The sequence below is a fragment of the Frondihabitans australicus genome, assembly GCF_003634555.1.
Taxonomy (GTDB): Bacteria; Actinomycetota; Actinomycetes; order Actinomycetales; family Microbacteriaceae; genus Frondihabitans; species Frondihabitans australicus.
Genome location: NZ_RBKS01000001.1, coordinates 1,571,661 through 1,590,215, shown reverse-complemented (window position 1 = coordinate 1,590,215; position 18,555 = coordinate 1,571,661). Strand labels below are relative to the sequence as shown.

General features: G+C 71.8%; 20 protein-coding genes. 9 read left to right on the top strand and 11 right to left on the bottom strand.

What is annotated here, in order from left to right:
- Positions 1 to 9 precede the first annotated feature (9 nt).
- A complete protein-coding gene (locus tag C8E83_RS07360; protein WP_211331674.1) occupies positions 10 to 930 on the top strand; it encodes an SDR family oxidoreductase in 921 nt (306 codons plus the stop codon).
- Between the two features lie 137 nt (positions 931 to 1,067).
- Positions 1,068 to 1,976, top strand: coding sequence for a hypothetical protein (locus C8E83_RS07355; RefSeq protein ID WP_121369126.1), 909 nt, complete (start codon positions 1,068 to 1,070; stop codon positions 1,974 to 1,976).
- A gap of 126 nt (positions 1,977 to 2,102) precedes the next feature.
- Here the strand turns inward: C8E83_RS07355 and C8E83_RS07350 are convergent, their stop codons facing one another.
- From C8E83_RS07350 to C8E83_RS07335, 4 genes are read right to left on the bottom strand one after another with little or no spacing between them, the layout of a single operon-like run.
- Positions 2,103 to 3,149 carry a phosphotransferase family protein gene (locus tag C8E83_RS07350; RefSeq protein WP_121369125.1) on the bottom strand — a complete coding sequence of 349 codons (1,047 nt, stop codon included), beginning with the start codon at positions 3,147 to 3,149 and terminating at the stop codon, positions 2,103 to 2,105.
- On the bottom strand, positions 3,146 to 4,123 hold the full coding sequence (locus C8E83_RS07345) for a DUF7064 domain-containing protein (RefSeq protein WP_121369124.1): 978 nt from the start codon (positions 4,121 to 4,123) through the stop codon (positions 3,146 to 3,148). Before C8E83_RS07345 ends, C8E83_RS07350 begins: the two co-directional genes overlap by 4 nt.
- Positions 4,120 to 4,878, bottom strand: coding sequence for an enoyl-CoA hydratase/isomerase family protein (locus tag C8E83_RS07340; protein WP_121369123.1), 759 nt, complete (start codon positions 4,876 to 4,878; stop codon positions 4,120 to 4,122). Before C8E83_RS07340 ends, C8E83_RS07345 begins: the two co-directional genes overlap by 4 nt.
- Complete coding sequence (locus C8E83_RS07335; protein WP_121369122.1) at positions 4,875 to 5,678, bottom strand: enoyl-CoA hydratase/isomerase family protein; 804 nt, start codon at positions 5,676 to 5,678, stop codon at positions 4,875 to 4,877. The genes C8E83_RS07340 and C8E83_RS07335 overlap by 4 nt, the downstream gene beginning before the upstream one ends.
- 128 nt (positions 5,679 to 5,806) lie before the next feature.
- Between C8E83_RS07335 and C8E83_RS07330 the strand changes: the two genes are divergently transcribed.
- Both C8E83_RS07330 and C8E83_RS07325 read left to right on the top strand, forming a co-directional pair.
- Entirely contained in the window at positions 5,807 to 6,388 is a 582-nt protein-coding gene (locus tag C8E83_RS07330; RefSeq protein ID WP_170159866.1) for an RNA polymerase sigma factor, read from the top strand.
- A gap of 11 nt (positions 6,389 to 6,399) precedes the next feature.
- Positions 6,400 to 7,389 carry a CU044_5270 family protein gene (locus C8E83_RS07325; protein ID WP_121369120.1) on the top strand — a complete coding sequence of 330 codons (990 nt, stop codon included), beginning with the start codon at positions 6,400 to 6,402 and terminating at the stop codon, positions 7,387 to 7,389.
- Between the two features lie 124 nt (positions 7,390 to 7,513).
- Here the strand turns inward: C8E83_RS07325 and C8E83_RS07320 are convergent, their stop codons facing one another.
- The 3 genes from C8E83_RS07320 to C8E83_RS07310 form a co-directional block, all read right to left on the bottom strand.
- On the bottom strand, positions 7,514 to 8,557 hold the full coding sequence (locus tag C8E83_RS07320) for a Gfo/Idh/MocA family protein (RefSeq protein ID WP_121369119.1): 1,044 nt from the start codon (positions 8,555 to 8,557) through the stop codon (positions 7,514 to 7,516).
- A gap of 111 nt (positions 8,558 to 8,668) precedes the next feature.
- Positions 8,669 to 9,685: an NADPH:quinone reductase gene (locus C8E83_RS07315; protein ID WP_121369118.1), complete on the bottom strand. Its 1,017-nt coding sequence runs from the start codon at positions 9,683 to 9,685 to the stop codon at positions 8,669 to 8,671.
- A gap of 85 nt (positions 9,686 to 9,770) precedes the next feature.
- Positions 9,771 to 10,322 (bottom strand): MarR family winged helix-turn-helix transcriptional regulator, encoded by a 552-nt coding sequence (locus C8E83_RS07310; RefSeq protein WP_121369117.1) that lies wholly within the window; start codon positions 10,320 to 10,322, stop codon positions 9,771 to 9,773.
- An 83-nt stretch (positions 10,323 to 10,405) separates the two neighbouring features.
- Here C8E83_RS07310 and C8E83_RS07305 point away from each other — a divergent pair, with 83 nt between their 5' ends.
- Positions 10,406 to 10,984, top strand: coding sequence for an NADPH-dependent F420 reductase (locus tag C8E83_RS07305; RefSeq protein WP_121369116.1), 579 nt, complete (start codon positions 10,406 to 10,408; stop codon positions 10,982 to 10,984).
- A 48-nt stretch (positions 10,985 to 11,032) separates the two neighbouring features.
- Complete coding sequence (locus tag C8E83_RS07300; protein WP_121369115.1) at positions 11,033 to 11,500, top strand: hypothetical protein; 468 nt, start codon at positions 11,033 to 11,035, stop codon at positions 11,498 to 11,500.
- A gap of 13 nt (positions 11,501 to 11,513) precedes the next feature.
- Here the strand turns inward: C8E83_RS07300 and C8E83_RS07295 are convergent, their stop codons facing one another.
- Together C8E83_RS07295 and C8E83_RS07290 are read right to left on the bottom strand one after the other, a co-directional pair.
- Positions 11,514 to 12,278, bottom strand: a complete 765-nt coding sequence (locus C8E83_RS07295; protein ID WP_245981470.1) for an HNH endonuclease family protein — start codon at positions 12,276 to 12,278, stop codon at positions 11,514 to 11,516.
- Positions 12,279 to 12,410: 132 nt separating this feature from the next.
- Positions 12,411 to 13,775 (bottom strand): MFS transporter, encoded by a 1,365-nt coding sequence (locus tag C8E83_RS07290; RefSeq protein ID WP_245981468.1) that lies wholly within the window; start codon positions 13,773 to 13,775, stop codon positions 12,411 to 12,413.
- 140 nt (positions 13,776 to 13,915) lie between these two features.
- Between C8E83_RS07290 and C8E83_RS07285 the strand changes: the two genes are divergently transcribed.
- Positions 13,916 to 14,773, top strand: a complete 858-nt coding sequence (locus C8E83_RS07285) for a LysR substrate-binding domain-containing protein (RefSeq protein ID WP_121369113.1) — start codon at positions 13,916 to 13,918, stop codon at positions 14,771 to 14,773.
- A gap of 130 nt (positions 14,774 to 14,903) precedes the next feature.
- Positions 14,904 to 15,296 (top strand): DoxX family protein, encoded by a 393-nt coding sequence (locus C8E83_RS07280; protein ID WP_121369112.1) that lies wholly within the window; start codon positions 14,904 to 14,906, stop codon positions 15,294 to 15,296.
- Between the two features lie 121 nt (positions 15,297 to 15,417).
- On the opposite strand, the gene C8E83_RS07275 is transcribed toward C8E83_RS07280, so the two are convergent.
- Positions 15,418 to 15,684, bottom strand: coding sequence for a hypothetical protein (locus tag C8E83_RS07275; protein WP_121369111.1), 267 nt, complete (start codon positions 15,682 to 15,684; stop codon positions 15,418 to 15,420).
- Between the two features lie 146 nt (positions 15,685 to 15,830).
- Here C8E83_RS07275 and C8E83_RS07270 point away from each other — a divergent pair, with 146 nt between their 5' ends.
- Positions 15,831 to 16,679, top strand: coding sequence for an aldo/keto reductase (locus tag C8E83_RS07270; protein WP_121369110.1), 849 nt, complete (start codon positions 15,831 to 15,833; stop codon positions 16,677 to 16,679).
- Between the two features lie 117 nt (positions 16,680 to 16,796).
- On the opposite strand, the gene C8E83_RS07265 is transcribed toward C8E83_RS07270, so the two are convergent.
- Positions 16,797 to 18,548 carry a cytochrome c biogenesis protein DipZ gene (locus C8E83_RS07265; protein WP_121369109.1) on the bottom strand — a complete coding sequence of 584 codons (1,752 nt, stop codon included), beginning with the start codon at positions 18,546 to 18,548 and terminating at the stop codon, positions 16,797 to 16,799.
- Positions 18,549 to 18,555: the final 7 nt, after the last annotated feature.

Below are 18,555 nucleotides of genomic sequence, written 5' to 3'. Positions count from 1 at the left end.
ATTACCAGCGTGTCGTCATCTCCGCGTCAAGACGTGTTCACCCCTCATCTTCTCGACGGTTCCCGGGTCCTCGTCACCGGCGGCGGATCGGGCCTCGGGCTCGCGATCGCGAGCGCTCTCGTGGCGCAGGGCGCGTCGGTGCTGCTCTGGGGTCGGCGGCCCGGCGTGCTCGCGGCCGCGGCGTCGTCGCTGGGCGACGCGGCCGGATTCGACGTCGTCGACGTCCGCGACGCGGACGCCGTCGACGAGGCAGCGGAACGGGCTTTCGATGACGCGCCACTGACCGGCCTGGTGAACAGCGCCGCCGCGAACTTCATCGCCCCGACCGAGTCCCTCTCGGCCCGCGCCTACCGCGCCGTCGCGTCGACCGTGATGGACGGCTCGTTCCACGTCACCCATGCGCTCGGCAAGCAGTGGATCGCGGCGGGCTCTCCGGGCTCCGTCGTGTCGCTGCTGACCACCTGGGTCGACACCGGGTCGGCCTTCGTCGTGCCCTCGGCGATGGCGAAGGCGGCGGTCAACGCGATGACGATGTCGCTCGCCGTCGAGTGGGCGCGCTACGGCATCCGCCTCAACGCGATCGCCCCGGGGCCGATCCCGACCGAGTTCGCGTGGGACGTCCTCGACCCGGGCGCAGGAGCACGCGAAGACTCGTCTGCTCCTGACGTCATCGGCGCCACCGACCCGCGCGGCATCCCCGCCGGCCGCCACGGCACCCTGCAGGAGGTGGCGAACCTCGCCGTGTTCCTCCTCTCGGGCGCCTGCGACTACCTCACCGGCGAGACGATCGCGATGGACGGCGGGCAGCGGCTCGCCGGCCCGGCGACGTTCGCCGGGCTCACGGCGCTGCGGCCTGCCGACTGGGCTGCGATCCGCGAGCGGGGTCTCGCCGCCGCCGCGGCGACGAAGGCCGCGCAGCAGGAGGGGTAGCCCCTCGTCGTCGCGGGCGTCGCAACGGTTCTCGGGCGACAGCACAGCGCCGCGGCCACCTGCTCGTGCCCGAAAGACGTTGTCTCCTGCACGGGGTAGCCCGCTACAGTGGCCGCAGCAGGGGAACGGGGGAGCGCATGGCGCTGTTCGGACGACGGAAGCCGCAGGTGCCGGCCGACATCGAGGTCGAGGTCGCAGCCCTCGCCCGGCGGGTCTTCGCCGAGCGGGGCGTCGAGGCGACCATCGAGGGCGAGGCGGGCAGTCGCACGCTCCTCGCCGACGGCAGTCAGTATCCCGTCTACAATCTCGTGGCCAAGTGCGTCGGAGAGCCGCGGAAGGCGTGGGGCGAGATCGTGGCACGCCATATGGGCTCGATGGTGTCGGCTCGCGACAACCCGAAAGTCTCGGCGATGGACGTCGGAGCCGTACGCGCTCAGGTGCGCACGCGCATCCTGCCCGCTGATCTCGGCGATCTGCCGATCGACCTCTCGTACGCCAGGCCGCTCGCGCCCGGCCTGGTGCTCGCGCTCTGCATGGACTACCCCGACACCGTCAGCACGCTCGGCGCGAGCGACGTCGAGCAGCTCGGGCTACCGGTCGACGAGCTGTACCGCTACGGGCAGGCGAACACCGACGGCGAGCCGATCGACGTGCACGATCACGTCGCGGACGGCGTCTTCGTCATCGACGGCGGGTCGCTGTTCATCGCGTCGAAGACCGCCGACATGCAGCACCTGATCGAGACGGTCATCGGCCCGGCGCCGCACGGGGTCGTGTTCACCGTGCCGCACCGTCAGCTGGTCTTCTACACCGTGCCGACATCGACGGCGGTTCTGGGGGCGATCAACACGCTCATGACCATCACGGTCAACGTGCTGAGGGATCCGACGTCTCCTCCGCCCGGCGGCCCGATCAGCACCGGCCTGTACTACTGGGCCGACGGCATGATCGAGGGCATCGGCGGGTTCGACCCGGTCGAGCAGAGTATCGAAGTCGAGGCGACGGGCCGTTTCGGCGACATGCTGAACACGCTCCCGGGCCCGTAGCTGCAACCACGACCGCGCGAGTCGAGGTCGCAAAAGTTTTCGGCCAGGGTGCCAGCGGAGTTTCGCTGGCGGTATGGCCGAAAACGTGTGCGATACGGAGCGCACGGGGCGGCGGGGCGGGAGCCCCTACGCGAGACCGGCGGCGCGACGGGCAGCGCGCAGGAGCGCCGACACCTTCTCGGGGCCCGCGTAGTACGGGTCGCCGACGCCCGCGTCGAAGCGCCGCCGGCTGTACTCGTAGAGCACGGCGAGCTTCCAGTTCGCCAGGGCGACGTACCAGGACACGTCGACCTCCGGCAGGCCGCGGGCGGCGAAGTAGTGCTCGGCGAGGGTCGACGGCGACGCGAAGCCGGGTGACGACGTGGCCGACCCGAGCTCCTGGATGGGAGTCAGGCTCGCCGCCCCGGGCGGCGCCCACGACGCCAGCAGGTAGCCGAGGTCGACGAGGGGGTCGGCGACGGTGGCGAGCTCCCAGTCGAGCACGGCGGCGATGCGGGGGAACGCGGGATCGAGCAGGAGGTTGCCGATCCTGAAGTCGCCGTGCACGATCGCCGCACCCGACTCGACGGGCGCGTTCGACGTCAGCCACGCCTCGACGTCGGCGAACTCGGGTGGCGGCTCTCCTGCCGGCGTCGCGACGAGCCGCGCGAGGCGCGAGCGCTGGCGCTGGTTCGAGCCCTCGGGCCGCCCGTGCAGCCCGGTCTCGCGCCAGTCGATCGAGTGCAGGGCGGCAAGGGTGTCGGCGAGGGCGAACGACAGCTCGCGGCGATCGTCGACGGTCAGGTCCGCAGGAGCCGAGGACGTCACGACCGGCCCCTCGACGAAGCTCATCAGGAAGAACGGCACGTCGAACACCTCGCCGGCCTCTGCCGTGGCCAGCACGGCCGGCACAGGCACGCCGCCCGCGGCACCGACCGCGGCCATGACCCCGGCCTCGCGCAGCACGTCGTTCGCTCCCGGCGGCAGGGGCGGAGGCGGGGGCCGCCGCACGACGACGCGCCGGGTGTCGTCCGAGCCACCGGATGACGTGGCGAGGTAGGTCAGGTTGGCATGCCCGTCGCCGATCGGCGTCAGCGTGATGCTCGGCCCGGCGAGGTCGCGCTCGGCGAGGAAGGCTTCCAGCCGCTCGACCTCCGCCGCGCTCGGCGCGTAGCCGGCGGGAGCATCGCTCACGACGCCGCCCCGGCCGCGAGATGCGCGAAGTAGTCGGCGGGCCACTCGGTCTCGAATTGGCCGACGGCGGCCACCCCGTCGATCGTGCCCGTCGCCGCGCCCTCGAGGATCATCGTGCCGCTGCGCTCGTCGGGCAGCGGCAGGATCCCGAACGCGTCGAGCTCGAGCGCGGTTCGGCCGCCCACGACGTCGTGGAGCGTGGCGACGAGGCGCTGCTGCTCCATCGCGTCGGTGTAGGTAGTCCGCTGCTCGATCCGGGCGACGGGCACCAGCGCGCCGTCACGGAACACGTAGCCGGCGAAGCCCCACTCGCCGCGGGCCTGCCAGATCCAGCCGTTGACCGCGCGGGCGCCGTCCGCCGTGTACGCCACGAACCACTTCCAGTGCTGGGGGGCGCGCCAGTCTCTCAGGCCCCAGGAGTGGTCGCGGTGGCCGAGGGGGCCGAGCTCCTGCGCCCTGTCGCCGACGGTGAGGGTGCCGGTGACGCGCCCGGTCTGCTCGATGCGGTCGTCGGCGAACCAGGCCGGGAGGCCGTCGGGGTTGTCGCGGAAGGTGAAGGCGTCGTGCAGCGCCTCGAAGCTCAGGTCGAGCGACAGCGATGAGCCGCGCACGGTCACCGTCGAGGTTCGGAGGGCGCCGTCGTTGCGGATGCGCAGGGCAGAGACCTCGAAGTCGTCGAAGTCCATCGCCTCGGGCACCCGGCCGCCGTCGCGCTCGAGGGCGACGACGCCGTCGCGCCCCCAGACGGCGATGTTGTATCCGGCGGCGCCGGTGCCGGTGACGAAGAGGTACACCTGCAGGGCGAGGCCGGCGTCGGGCAGGACCGTCTGCCAGAAGAGGCTGTCGCGCATCCTGCCGCCCGGAGCCGGCCGATGGCGCAGATCGTGGCGGGGGTCGACGCGCGTGAGCCCGGTCGGCGCGTCGCTCTCGGGCAGGTCGCCGGTCGGCGCTCCGGGCTGGTCCGGTCCGCTCACGGGCGCTCGGCCAGCCGTGCGCGCAGCGACACGTCGAGCGACGCCGTCTCGGACGCCGCGACGAGCGCGCGCTTCCCGATCCGGTCGGTCGCAGGATCCGAGACGGCGCGCGCCAGAGCGATCGCCTCCTCGCGCAGCGTCCCGCCCTCGACCACCCGGTCGGCCAGCCCGATCTCGGAGGCCTCGGCCGCCGACACCGGCCGCCCGGTGTACGCGAGCTCGGCTGCGAGACCGGGGCCGACGACGCGCGAGAGCATCCACGAGGTGCCGAGTTCGCCGACCGAGAAGCCGACGCGCACGAAGGCTGCGGAGAACGATGCGTGCGACGCGACGATCCGCAGATCGGCGGCGAGGGCGAGCGAGAGGCCGCCGCCCGCGGCCGCTCCGTTCACGGCCGCGATGACTGGGAACGGCAGCGAGTGGAGGGCGCTCACAGCTCCGGAGGCGACGTCCTCGATGTCGAGGAACTCCTGGACGGTCGTGTCGAGCAGCCCGGGGATCTCGGCGAGGTCGTAGCCGGCCGAGAACGCGCGGTCGCCCGCTCCGGTGATGATGAGCGCCCGGGTGCCGTCGCGGCGCACCGTGCGGGCGGCCTCGCCCAGGTCGGCGAAGAGGCGCGACGTGACGGCGTTCATGCGATCGGGGCGGTCGATCGTGAGGATCGTGATGCCGTCGGCGTCGCCCGAGAGGCGTTCGAGGGTGAGGTCGCCCAGGCGGGTGACGGGGCCCTGCTCCTGCGGCCTGCTGGTCGTCATTCGTTCGTGAAGGTCGCCGGGCGCTTCTCGAGGAAGGCGGCGAGAGCCTCGGCCATGTCGGCGGTGCGGGTGAGGAGGGTCTGGCCGCGGTTCTCGAGCTCGAGGGCGGCGGCGTACGAGGGCACCTCGAGGTTCGCCTGGAGAGCGCGCTTCGAGAGGCGGACGCCGGCGGGGGAGTTCCGGGCGATCGCCTGGGCGAGCGCGATCGCCTCGTCGATCAGCGCGTCGGCAGGCACGACCCGGTTGACCAGGCGCAGCCGGGCGGCCTCGTCGGCGCGGACGGTGCGGCCGGTGAGGGCGATGTCGGCGGCGTGCGCCGGGCCGACGAGCCGCGGCAGGAGCCACGACGCCCCGAGGTCGCCCGCCGACAGCCCGATCTTCGAGAACGACGCGACGAAGCTGGCGTGCTCCGAGGCCAGGCGGATGTCGGCCGCCAGAGCGAGGGAGAGGCCTCCGCCCGCGGCGGCGCCGTTCACGGCGGCGATGACCGGGATGCGGATGTCGTGGATCGCCTTGAGGGCATCGGCGGCGCGCTCCTGCAGGTTCAGCATCTCGGTGGCGGTGAGGCTCGTGAGGTCGCCCGCGAGATCGAGGTCGTAGCCCGAGCAGAAGCCGCGACCGGCCCCGGTCAGGATGAGGACGCGCGCGCCCTTCACGTGGTCGGCGCCGCGGTTGAGGTCGTGCGCCAGCTGCTCGAAGTCGTCGAACATATGCCCCGTGATGGCGTTGAGTCGCTCGGGGCGGTCGAGCGTGGCGAGGACGACGCCCTCGGCCGGGTGTGTGAGGGTGACGTCGGTCACGCGGGCTCCTTGGTGTGTCGCGGGGCGCTGGGCCCCCTTCGACAGTAGTCCGCACGTCGAACGCCGCCGATTCGCGAGGGCGTGTCACAATCGCGGTGCCCGACGACACCTTCATGTGGAGGTCACACATGAAGAGACACGATCCGCCAGGGGAGCGGACGAGAGACGGCGAGCTCGTCGAGATGGCGTCACACGGTGGCGGTCGGCGAGCGCGCGACGCGTTCCGGGTGCTGTTCGACCGGCACTCGTCGGCGGTGCTCCGCTATGCCTGGGGCCTCGCCGCGAACCGGAGTGACGTCGACGACCTCGTGCAGGAGACGTTCCTGGTGGCCTGGCGCCGACGGTCGGACATCCGCGTGGTCGCGGAATCGGCCCTCCCGTGGCTTCTCACGACGTGCCGCAACGCCTCGCTCAACCTGAACCGGGCACGGCTCCGCTCGGAGGCCCACGAGCTGGTCGAGGAACCGCACAACGGCCCGGCCTCGTACCGGCGGCGCGATCACGACGAGGCGCAGGAGCAGGTGAAGTGGGTCGTCGCCGAGATCGCGGCCCTGCCCGACCTCGATCGGCGACTGTGTCAGCTCTGCCTCATCGAGGGCCGCAGCTACGAGGAGGCCGCCGCTTTCCTCGACCTCACGCCGGCCTCGGCCCGCAAACGGATTCAACGAACCCGCGATCGGCTCCGCGCCGCTCGCGCCGCAGACTGCTAGGAGACATCGACATGACCATGAACTACGCACCCCCGACCGGCGCCGCCCTCGAAGAAGCTCTCGCCCCCGTCCGCTCGGCCGTGTTCGGGACGATCGAGCGCGAGTCGCGTTTCCGTCCGCGTCGCCGCCACATCCTGCTGACGGCGGGTGCCTTCGCCGTGGCGGGCGCGCTCGTCGTCGCCGGCGTCACGGGATTCGGCGGCACCGCCCACTCCGGCGCCACGGCGCAGGCCGCGACGATCCTGACCGCGGCCGCGCAGAACACCATTCACACGTCCGACCCGGTCGTCGGACCCGGTCAGTACCTCGAGATCGCCACGCGGGAGATCTCGGTCGGTCTCGGACAGACGACGACGGGCGGCGGCGACGTCGCGCAGGACGCCCAGCTCACGACCGTCTTCATCCCACAGGATCGTGAACGCGGCACGTGGACCCTGCAGATCCGCCGCGTGAAAGCCGACGCCACTCCGTTGCCCTACGGCACGCCGACCGCGGCGCTCTGGGCGCAGCTCGCGTCCGACGGCGAGTCGAACTCCGCCTCGGCGGTCGGAGGACACATCACGGGCTACCTGTCGTACGACCCCTATGACTTCGCCTCGTACCCCCGCGACCCGCAGGCGCTCCTCGACCTCATCAACCGGAAGTGGTCCCCGGGCAATCAGCCCGAGGCCAACTACGACTTCTTCGAGATCACGGACATGCTCACGTCGGGTGAGATGCCGGCTGACCTTCGATCAACCGCCTTCCGGGCACTCACTCTGCTCGACGGCGTCAGCGTGATCGGCACGGAGGCGAATCTCGACGGAGTCAGCGGTGTCGCGATCGGCTTGGACAACGCGCACAACCAGGAGCGTCAGGATCTGATCGTCGACCCGTCCACCGGCACCGTCATCGGCGAGAGGACGGTCTCGACGACCGACGACGGCGTGATCGCCGCCGGGACGGTCGTGGACTACTCCACGCTGACCACGAAGGTGGTGTCGTCCGTCTCAGGGCAGTAGTCCTGACCTCCGCGAGTGGCAGGAATCTGTTGATGCCGGCGCCGCGCATCAGCAGTTTTCTGCCGCTCGGCGGAGACTGCCGCTCGGCGGAGGTTCGGGGGAGGCGTGCGGGGAGGGCGCAGGGCTAGGGGCGGGCCACGGGCGTCCAGGCGCCGGAGGCGGCGCTCGCCCGGGCGGCGTCGAGCACAGCGAGTGCACGCACTCCCTCGGGGCCCGGGGAGGGCGCTTCGCCCCGGCCGGCGACGGCGCGAGCGAACTGCTCGTAGAACTCGAAGGCGGCGCCCTGTGCGCTCGGGACCGCCTCGGCTCCTGCGGCCGTCGCCAGCGTGCCCCACCGCGACTCGTCCTCGTAGCCCCACCCGGCGCGGTCGTCGGCGGGCCGCTCGCCGGCGAGGATCGCCCGCGCTTGCACGTCGGTGCCGTCGGCGACGTAGCTGCCCTCGGCCCCGTACGCCCGGAGGGTCCGCGAGGCGATGTGGTTGATCTTCGACGACTCGACGTACGACACGACCCCGCTCGCGTGCCGCAGGGCGATGACGAATCCGGCGTCGGTCCGCCCCTCGGGAAGGTCGACCCAGTCGAGGGCAGCCGACACCGACTCCACGTCTCCGAGCAGCCAGAGCATCTGGTCGACGAGGTGACTGCCCAGGTCGCGCAGGAGCCCGCCCGACTCGCCCGCCTCCAGCGCATCGGGCTCGTCGAGGTCGAACCGCGAGTGCACGCGCCACAGCTCACCCAGGCGGCCGCCGGCGACGACCCCCGCCAGCGTGCGGATGTCGGCGTCGAAGCGGCGGTTGTGGAAGACGCTGAGTGTGACGCCGGCGGCTGCGGCGGCGTCGACGAGCTCCTGCCCGTCGGCGGCGGTGGGCGCGAACGGCTTGTCGGCCACGACGTGGAGCCCGGCGGCGATCGCCTCGAGGACGAGGTCGCGGCGGGTGTGCGGGGGCGTCGTGATCGTCACGGCGTCGATGCCGGGGCGGAGGAGGCCGGCGGCGAGGAGGGACGTGAGGCTGTCGTAGGTGGGGACCCCCAGATCCTGCGCCACCAGCGCCTGCTTCTCGGCCGAGCGCGCCACGACGGCGACGAGCTCGACCCCGTCGGCCGCCTCGATGAACGGGGCGTGGAAGTACCTTCCGCCCGAGCCGTAGCCGACGATGGCGATGCGCATGGAGCCTCCCGACGTTGTAAGAATGTCAGGACAAGTCTAGCCCTCCCAGAAACGACTCTGCACGCGCGAAATCACGTGTGCAGAGTCGTTTTCGGGAGGTCCAGAGGGCGGCTACGGCTGCGACACGTCGATGAGTACCTTGCCGACGACGGAGTCCTGCACGGCCTGGTGCGCCGCGGCCGTCTCGGCGAGGGGGAATCGCACGAGCGGCAGCCCGGCGTCGGCCCCGACGGGCAGCACACCGGCGATGAGGGCCTCGGTGACGTCCTCGACGCCGCGGCGGAGGGCCGCGGCACCGATCGTGTACAGCAGCACGAACTGGTATCGCGTGTTCGTCGACATATTCGGACGGACCGCCAGCGAGGCCGTCGCGCCGGCGTCGTCGGCGTACATCGACACGACCGCCCGGTCGGCGACGACAGCCGCGTCGAGCTCGGCGTTCTGCACGATCGACACCTCGACGACGATGTCGACGCCGTTCGGAGCGATCGCCCGGACGACCGCCGCGGTGTCCTCGGTGCGGTAGTTGACGACGTGATGGGCACCGGCGGCGCGGGCGAGCGCTGCCTTGTCGTCGCTCGAGACGGTGGTGATGACGGTCGCTCCCGACCAGCGCGCCAGCTGGATCGCGGCGTGGCCGACGGCTCCGGCGCCGCCCGCGACGAGCACGTAGCGGCCCTCGAGCGCGCCCGGGCCGAGCCGTGTGGGGCCGTCCTCGAGCACCGTGAGCGCGCGGTGAGCCGTCAGCGCGGGGACGCCCATGCTCGCCCCGACGTCGAAGCTCGCGCCGACGGGCAGCTTCACGACGCGGTCGGCGGGGAGGTTCGTCAGCTCCTGCGCCGTTCCGGTCGGGCGGTCGCGCGCCGACATGAAGGTCCAGACGCGGTCGCCCACGGCGAAGTCGGTCACGCCGTCGCCCACGGCATCGACGACGCCTGAGCCGTCCTGGTTCGGGGTGACCTCGGCGAAGGCGAGGGGGCCGTTGGTGCGCGACTTCCAGTCGGTGGGGTTCACGCCGGAGACGACGATGCGCACGCGGACCTCGCCGGGCGCTGGCTCCTGCGGCTCGCGATCGACGAGCTCGAGGACGTCGGGGGAACCGGTGCGGGAGTAGACGATGGCCTTCATGCCTCGATCCAACTACACCGGCGGCGGGGCATTCCCGGGGCGGGTTGCTCAGGCGGCCTCTCCGGGCTGCGGCACGAACGGTCGGCTAGGCGTCCTCGCCCGGCTGCGACGCGAACATCCGCCCGTCGGGGTCGAGCCGGCCGAGCAGGAGCGCGCTGATCTCGCCCAGCGCAGCGACCTGCGCGGGGCTCAGCGCGTCGAGCACCGACGCCCGCACGTTCTCGACATGGCCCGGTGCGGCGTGCACGACCTTCGCCCATCCGGCGTCGGTCAGGGTCGCGTTCGTCGCCCGACGGTCTTCAGCGCACGGAGAGCGCCGCACGAGCCCCTGCGCTTCGAGCCGCTGGACGACGCGCGACAGCCGGGGGAGCGTGGCGTTCGTCCGGGTGGCGAGACTGGTCATGCGCAGGGTGCGCTCGCGGGCCTCCGACAGCATGGCGAGCACGAAGTACTCGAAGTGACTGAGGCCCTCGTCGCGCTCGAGCTGCTGGTCGAGGGCGGGCGGCAGGAGCTCGAGCACCGCCGCGAACCGAATCCAGACCGCTCTCTCGGCGTCGCTCAGCCACCGCGGCTCGCCCGCGCTCACCCCTGCACCTCGGACTTCTCCTGCGCTGCCGCCCGTGCCGTCGTTCGCCATGCGTCGATTCTTTCACATAGTTGTCGCTACAACTAAATCGGCGTATGTTGTAGATACAACTAATTCTCACGTCAGGAGCAGACATGACCAGCGTCACCATCTTCGGCACCGGAAACATGGGCACCGCCATCGCGGGCGTCCTCGAGCACGGCGGCGCCACCGTCGAGGACATCGGCTCGGCCGACGCGAACGCCACCGTCACGGGCGACATCGTGATCCTCGCCGTGCCGTACCCGGCGCTCGCCGACATCGTCGCGAACTACGCCGACCAGCTCGCCGGCAAGACCGTCGTCGACATCACGAACCCGCTCGACTTCTCGACCTTCGACTCCCTCGTCGTGCCCGCCGGCTCGTCCGCGGCGGCGAGCCTCGCCGAGGCCCTCCCGCAGTCGCACGTGCTCAAGGCCTTCAACACCACGTTCGCCGCGACGCTCGCGACGAAGACGGTCGGCTCGACGACCCCGACGACCGTGCTCATCGCGGGCGACGACACGGGCGCGAAGGAGGCCCTCGCCGCGGCCATCACCGCCGGCGGCGTCAACGCCATCGACGCCGGCGCCCTCAAGCGCGCCCACGAGCTCGAGGCCATCGGCTTCCTGCAGCTCACCCTCGCGGCGGGCTCGAAGATCGACTGGACGGGCGGCTTCGGCATCGTCCGCTAGGCGCACGCGTGTCCGGGCGGTCGCCAGGCGCTCGCTAGCGTGGTGCCCGTGGAGGACCGCTTTCTCGTCGACGGCACCGACCTCGGCGTCGACCGCCGGCGCTCGCACGCGACCGTCGACGCGGGCGGAGTCGCCGACGCCGCGATCCGCGCCGCGACGCCGTTCGGCGAGACCGCGGCGCCGGCGCTCCTCGTCGTCACACGGGTGCCGCTCCGGTTCGACGGCGAGATGTTCGGGGCGACGGTCGACGCTGAGCTCCGCGACGAGCTCTGGGCGCAGGAGCTCGCCGAGCCGGGCGACGACGACACCGACGGCGCGTCTGATCCTGCGCCCCTGGAGGACGCCGACCCCGGGGTGCAGTTCCGGGCCGGTGCACGCGTCGACGCCGACGGGCGTCTCACGCACCACGCGGGCGACCGGCTGCGCTTCGTCGGGACGGCCGTGCTGCCGGGCGGCGTGAGCGTGCGCCTCGACGTGTCGCTGTCGTTCGGCGGGCGTCGCGCCGCGCGGCTCTAACCCCTCCGGGTCCCTACGGGCACCCCGCGAGCACGCGCCGCAGCGCCGCACCCTCGGCGGTGGTGACCCAGAGGCGGTACTTCGCCTTCACCTCGACCTGCAGGGTCGCGTAGGTGCAGCGGAACGCGACGTTTCTCGGCAGCCAGTGCGCTGCATCCTGCGAGCCCTTGTCGTCGTTCGACGCCGCGTCGACCGCGAGCAGCTCGACCGGATCGTTGGCGAGCAGCAGCCGCTGCCGCTTCGAGAGCGCCTGCGCGCCGGTCCGCCAGGCGTCGGCCAGGGCGACCACGTGGTCGATCTGCACGTCGGGCGAGGTGAGATCGCCCTTGGTGAACCGGATCGTCGTGCCCGAGAACGGCGAGCTGAGCACGCCCGACTCGACCTTGCAGTTGCGGGCGCGCACGACGTCGACGAGGTCGCGGGCGAGGATGTCGTTGCGCGTGTCGCACCCGTTGCGATCGACGTCGGCCCACGCCTCGCCGAAGTCGCGCTTGCGGTCGTAGCCGGCGCGGGGCGCGAGGGGCTTCACGGGCAGGGCGGCGAGCTGCGCTCGTGCGGCGGCACCCGTCTCGGCGCTCGGCAGACCGGCCGGGTACGACGTGAGTGAGGGCGCAGGAGCCGGGGATCCCGCGCCCGCCCCACCGCCCGAGGCCCCACCCTCGCCTGTGCCCGGACCCTGGGCCGCGCAGCCCCCGCCCGCGCCGAGGAGGGCACACACGACAGCCGCCGCGAGCACACGCCGCCCGGGGGAGCGGAGGGCCTGCACGCGGAGGATCACGCGCCCATTCTCCGCCGCCGCTCCCGCCCCGTCCCGCGACACAACGCGACACCTGCGACGTGCCGGAGCGTCGCAGGTGTCGCGTTGTGTCGCGGAAGCGGGCGGGGCGGGGCCGAAGCCGAGGGGCCCGGGCTAGACCAGTCGATGCTCGATCGTGGGGAGCGGGACGTGGTGCCGCATCCGCAGGTGCACGGTGAGGTGCCCGCGCCGCGCCAGCATCACGCCGGCGAACGCGGCGGCCAGCGCCGGCATGCCGCCCGAGACGAGCATGCCGAAGTGGACCCCGAAGGTCGACACGAGCCAGCCCATGAGCGGCCCGCCGACGGCCTGGCCGCCGAGGAGGACCAGCACGTAGAGCGACATGACGCGACCGCGGACGGCGATGTTCGACGACATCTGCACGAGCGAGTTCGACGCCGTCTGCATGAGCAGCGACGACATGCCGACCGCGATGAGCACGGTGGCGAACGGCGCCACGGAGGGCATGAACGACGCGAACGCCTGGAGGACGCCGGTGAGGCCGACACCGATGACGACGGTCCGCAGCCGGATGTTCGCGCGACGGGTCGACAGCAGGGCGCCGGTGAGCGCGCCGACGGCGATCATCGAGTTGAACAGGCCGTAGCCGCCGGCGCCGACCTTGAACACGGTGTCGGCGTAGGACGCCAGGATCACGGGCATCGTGAGCCCGAACACGGCGAACACCGCGATGAGGAACACCGGCCAGATGATCGTCGGCTTCGCCCACGCGTAGCGGAGCCCGGCGCGCAGCTGGCCCGGCTCGCGGGGCGACGGCGCCTGCCTGGTCATCTGCGAGGTGCGCAGGCGGGTCAGCATGAAGACGACGAGGGCGCAGGCGAGGCCGTTGACGAGGAAAGCCCAGCCGGCCCCGACGGCGAGCAGCAGCGCGCCGGCGATCGCCGGGCCGATCATGCCGCCGAGCTGGAACACCGACGAGTTGATGCTGATGGCGTTGCGGAGGTTCTTCTGGCCGACGAGCTCGGTGACGATCACCTGGCGGGCCGGGTTGTCGATCACGGTGACGAGGCCGGTGAGGAACGCGATGCCCCAGACCATGTAGGCGGTCACGTCGCCGGTGAGCGTCAGCACGGCCAGGCCGAGCGACAGCAGCGCGAAGCACGACTGCGTGATCATCATCAGGGTGCGCTTCGAGAAGCGGTCGACGATGACACCGCCGAAGAGCCCGAACATGAGCATCGGCGCGAACTGCAGGGCGACGGTGATGCCGACCTTCGTGGCGGAGCCGGTGAGCTCGAGCACCAGCCAGTCCTGGGCGATCTTCTGCATCCACGTCGCGGTCATCGCGACGAGGTTGCCGCTCGTCCAGATGCGGAAGTTCGGCACGCTCAGCGCGATGAAGGTGTGGCGCCACGGCGGACGCTCGGCGACGACCGAGATCGGCTCGGTGGCGGGGTACTCCTGGGAGTCGGGGTAGATGACGGGGATCGTTGCGGTTGTCGGCGTCGACGTGGTCACGCGGGGCTTCCTGGGTCGGAGGCGGAAAGAAGTCGAACTCAACGGTACGGCGCACGTTGTCATTTCGATCCCGCATGGACATAATCAAGGTCATTACGTCGCGTAATGATGACCCCCGTCGTCGGCACCAGGGAGGCCCCGTGTACGATCCCGCGCTCCTGCGCACGTTCCTCGTCGTCGCCGAGACGCACAGCTTCACGCAGGCGGCGATGCGCCTCGGAATCAGCCAGCCGACGGTCTCGCAGCACGTCTCGAAGCTCGAGAAGGCGGCCGGCCGCATGCTCGTCGCGCGCGACACCCGCGAGGTCGCGCTCACCGACAACGGCGACGCGATGGCCGGGTTCGCCCGGACGATCCTCGCGGCGCACGCGAGTGCGGAGAGCTACTTCTCGGGGTCGGCGATGCGCGGCCGGCTGAGGTTCGGGGCGGCCGACGACCTCGCGATCACGCAGCTTCCGCGGATCCTGCGCCATTTCCGGCAGCTCTACCCCGAGATCAACCTCGAGCTGACGGTGAACCAGTCGATGCCTCTGCGCCGCCGGCTCGCCTCGGGGCAGCTCGACCTCATCTTCGTGAAGCAGAACGCGGGCGAGTACGAGGACGGCACGCGCGTCGCAGGCGACCCCATGGTGTGGATGGCGCAGGAGCGGCTGCAGCTCGACCCGACCGCCCCGGTGCCGCTCATCACGTACCAGGCGCCGTCGCTGTCACGGCAGATGGCGATCGACGCGCTCGAGGGTGCCGGGCGCACCTGGCGGATCACCTGCAACACGCGCGACGTGAACGGGATCCTCGCGGCGGTGCGCGCGGGGATCGGGCTCGCGGTCTTCCCGTACTCGCTGATCCCCGCCGACCTGGTGAAGGTGTCGCAGCGGTTCTCGCTGCCCGACCTCGGCGACGTCGACTACGTGCTCGTGGCGAACCCGGGGGCGGCGCGCGAGCCGGTCGAGGCGCTCACGTCGGCGATCCTGTCGCGTGGGGTGCTGCGCGCCGAGTAGGTCGCGGGCGGCTTTCCTGCGACAAAACGCGACACCTGCGACGTGTCAGTGCGTCGCAGGTGTCGCGTTTTGTCGCGTGCGCGCGTTCGGCTCGGGCGGCACGCACAGGCGAGGGGCGCAGGATCGAGCGATGCCCTCCCGCCGTCGCGCCCGCGCGCTCCTCATCGCCCTGACCGCCCTCCTCGCGACCTCCGGCACCGTCCACTTCGCGCGCCCGCAGACGTTCGACCCGATCGTGCCCGACGCGCTCCCCGGCGAGGCGCGCACCTGGACCCTGCTCTCGGGCGCGGCCGAACTCACCACCGCGGCGGCTCTGGCGCTTCCGGCGACCCGGCGCGCGGGCGGAGGGCTCGCCGCGCTGCTGTTCGTCGCCGTGTTCCCCGCCAACGTGACGATGGCGGCGCAGTACCTCAGGAGCCCGCGGAAGTCCCGCACGGCGAAGGCCGTGGCGCTCGTCCGCCTCCCGCTGCAGGTGCCGCTCGTGCTGGGCGCGCTCGCGATTCGCCGGGCGGCGTCGCGCTGATCCTGCGCCCTACCCCTGCCCCTGCCCTCCGCCCCTGCGGCAAAACGCGACACCTGCGACGTCTCGGTGCGTCGCAGGTGTCGCGTTTTGTCGCTCGGGCCGGGCGCGGGCAGTGCAAGGGCTAGAGCCGCCGGTCGAGCTGCACCACGAGCCGGCGCAGGAAGGTGTGCACCTCGGCGGCCTGCCTCAGCGCCTCGCCGGCTCGCTGCACGTCGATCGGGGTCGCGGCGAGCGACGCCGGCAGGTCGGTGGCGAGCGGCGAGAACCGCGGCAGATCGATCGAGTTGACGAAGTCCGTGACGCGGACGGCGTCGCGGAGCGCCTGGTCGCGCTCCGACTCGGTCAGCTCGCTCAGGATGATGGGCACGGTGTCGGTCGTGATGGTCATGAGTCTTCCTCCCAGAAAGGCGCCGCCGGTCGGCGGTCACGAGCACTCTCCCGCCGGCGCCCGAGCGCGGGTATCGGCAGATGTGCGTATTTCCGCCTGCGGCAGGTCGACACGCCCGTCGCCGCCCGCCGCCCTACGATCGGCCCATGAGCGCGCCCGCACACCTCGTCACGCTGCCGAACGGCACCACGTCGCAGCGCCTGGGGCTCGGCACCTGGCTGCTCGGGGAGGATCCTGCGCGCCACGACACCGAGCTGGCCGCCCTGCGCCGCGGACTCGACCTCGGCCTGACCCTCGTCGACACGGCCGAGATGTACGGCGACGGAGCCGCCGAGACCCTCATCGGCGAGGCGATCGCGGGGCGCCGCGACGAGGTCGTGCTCGTGAGCAAGGTGCTGCCGAGCAACGCGTCGAGGCGCGGCGTGGTCGACGCCTGCCGCCGCAGTCTCGAGCGGCTCGGCACCGATCGCATCGACGTGTACCTGCTGCACTGGCGCGGCCGTTTCCCGCTGGCCGAGACGGTCGCAGGATTCGAGGAGCTCGCCGAAGCAGGCGACATCGGCGGGTGGGGCGTGTCGAACTTCGACGTCGACGACCTCGCCGAGCTGGCCCGGGTGGCGGGCGGCTCGCACGCCCAGCTGAACCAGGTGCTCTACAACCTCGCCCGCCGTGGCCCCGAGTTCGATCTGCTGCCCCGGCTGCGTGAGGCCGGAATGCCGCTCATGGCGTACTCGCCGGTCGACCACGGAGAGCTGCTCGACGACACCACGCTCGACGAGATCGCCGAGGCCAAGGGCGTCACTCCGGCGCAGCTCGCCCTCGCCTGGGTGCTCCAGGCGATCCCCGACGGGCTCGTGGCGGTGAAGGCGTCGAGTGTGGCTCACGTCGAGCAGAACGCGGCGGCTCTCGAGGTGTCGTTCACGCCGCAGGAGCTCGCGGCACTCGACGCCGCCTTCCCGCCTCCCGCGCGCCACACCCCCCTCGAGATGCTGTAGCCCGCCCTCCCGTACCTCCTCGCGCGACAAAACGCGACACCTGCGACACGCCGGAGCGTCGCAGGTGTCGCGTTTTGTCGCTGTGGCGCCTGGAGCCTTCGGGACGGGCGGCGGCGCCTACCCGAAGGTGAACGAGTAGGCGCGCAGCCCCGGCGACACCGCGATCGACACCGCGCCCGTGTGCACGCTCGACGAGTTCACGACGGTGTAGATGTTCGGGGCGCCCGACACCCTCATGGCGGTCGACTTCCCGCCGACGGTCGCCGTGATCGTGCCGGTGCCGCCGATGTCGAGGTAGACCTTGCTCGCCGTGTAGCCGAGCGAGATCGTGGCGTACTTGCCGCTGGTGAGGTCTTCGGCGGCACCCGTCCACGACCCGGAGAGCACGAACTTGTTCGCGGGGATCTTCGTCTGCGGCGCGTAGGTGCGTGTGCCGGCGACGAGCGCGGGCGACGACGCGTCGGCGGTGGCGCGCTGCGTGCCGAGGTACGTCTCGGGCGTCTGGTTCTGGTCGGTCGGCGTCGTGTCGGCGACGTGCGTCTGGCCGGGCAGCGTGACTCCCGGCGATGCGGACTTCAGCAGGGTGCGGATCATCGACTCGAGCCCCGAGTAGTCGCCCTCGCCGATCGAGACGTTGCGGATGTCGCCCTTCGCGTCGACGAGGTAGTCGGCGGGCCACGAGTTGTTGCCGTAGGCGTTCCAGGTGGCGTAGTCGTTGTCGAGGGCGACCGGGTAGGTGATGCCGAGTCGTGCGGCTCCTGCCTTCACGTTCGAGGCCACGTGCTCGAACGCGTACTCGGGCGTGTGCACGCCGATCACGACGAGCCCCGACGACGAGTACGTCTTGTACCACTGCTCGACGTGCGCGATCGCGCGCTGGCAGTTGATGCACGAGTACGCCCAGAAGTCGACGAGCACGACCTTGCCCTCGAGCGACTTGAGTGTGACGGGCTGGTCGTCTTTCGTGTTGAACCACTGGCTGATGCCGGTGAGCTTCGGCGCGGGCCCGCAGGCGCGCAGCGAGGTCGCGACGGTGAACGAGGCCTCTTCTTCGCAGGATGCGAGACTCTGCGAGGCCGTCCCTCCTCCTCCCGCGGCGGAGCCCAGGGCGCTCGTCGACCCTGCGCTCTCGAGGTCGTGATTGAGCGCGGCCGTGTAGTCGGGGATCGCCCGCTGGATCGCGTCGGTCGCGTTGAAGGCGAGTGCGACGGCGAGGCCGAGCACCACGACGCCCGCGACGACGCGGATGCCCCGCTGCTTCGTGCGGAATGCCCGCACGCGCTCGGCGACGCCTCGGCCGGCGAGCGCGAAGAAGAGCAGGGGCGCGGCGGTGCCGACGGCGAACGCGATGGTGAGCACGACCGTGCCGGCGCCGATCTTGCCGGTCGCGCCCGCGACGGTGATGGCGGCGAGCACGGGGCCGGCGCACGGCACGTAGACGGTGCCGAGCACGAGGCCGAGGAGGAACCCGCCGCGGTCGGTGCCGACCTGCCGCTGCGGGATCCGCGAGAACGGCTTCTCGAGCAGGTGCTGGAACCGCGGCACGATCATGCCGATGCCGATCAGCACCAGGCAGGCCAGGCCGACCCAGCGGATGATGTCCTGCGGCACGGGCAGCGCCGACAGCACGATGCTGCCCAGCAGCGTGAAGACGCTGAACGAGATCGCGAGGCCGAGCACCACGAGGAACGGACGGCTGCCCGTTCCCCTGGCCGGGGTCGCAGGATGGCCGCCGACGGTCTGCGCGGCGCTCGACCGCGCGCTCTGAGCGCCGCCCGACAGGAAGATGACGGGCAGCACCGGCAGGATGCACGGGCTGATGCCGGTGATGAGCCCGCCCACGAGCCCCAGGAAGATCAGGGTGACCACGTGCCGC

Bases quoted from the DNA above. Each gene is read 5' to 3' on its own strand.
- C8E83_RS07355 (WP_121369126.1), top strand. From the start codon at position 1,068: ATGGCGCTGTTCGGACGACGGAAGCCGCAGGTGCCGGCCGACATCGAG.
- C8E83_RS07340 (WP_121369123.1), bottom strand. From the start codon at position 4,878: ATGACGACCAGCAGGCCGCAGGAGCAGGGCCCCGTCACCCGCCTGGGC.
- C8E83_RS07330 (WP_170159866.1), top strand. From the start codon at position 5,807: ATGAAGAGACACGATCCGCCAGGGGAGCGGACGAGAGACGGCGAGCTC.
- C8E83_RS07325 (WP_121369120.1), top strand. From the start codon at position 6,400: ATGACCATGAACTACGCACCCCCGACCGGCGCCGCCCTCGAAGAAGCT.
- C8E83_RS07320 (WP_121369119.1), bottom strand. From the start codon at position 8,557: ATGCGCATCGCCATCGTCGGCTACGGCTCGGGCGGAAGGTACTTCCAC.
- C8E83_RS07315 (WP_121369118.1), bottom strand. From the start codon at position 9,685: ATGAAGGCCATCGTCTACTCCCGCACCGGTTCCCCCGACGTCCTCGAG.
- C8E83_RS07310 (WP_121369117.1), bottom strand. From the start codon at position 10,322: ATGGCGAACGACGGCACGGGCGGCAGCGCAGGAGAAGTCCGAGGTGCA.
- C8E83_RS07305 (WP_121369116.1), top strand. From the start codon at position 10,406: ATGACCAGCGTCACCATCTTCGGCACCGGAAACATGGGCACCGCCATC.
- C8E83_RS07280 (WP_121369112.1), top strand. From the start codon at position 14,904: ATGCCCTCCCGCCGTCGCGCCCGCGCGCTCCTCATCGCCCTGACCGCC.
- C8E83_RS07275 (WP_121369111.1), bottom strand. From the start codon at position 15,684: ATGACCATCACGACCGACACCGTGCCCATCATCCTGAGCGAGCTGACC.
- C8E83_RS07270 (WP_121369110.1), top strand. From the start codon at position 15,831: ATGAGCGCGCCCGCACACCTCGTCACGCTGCCGAACGGCACCACGTCG.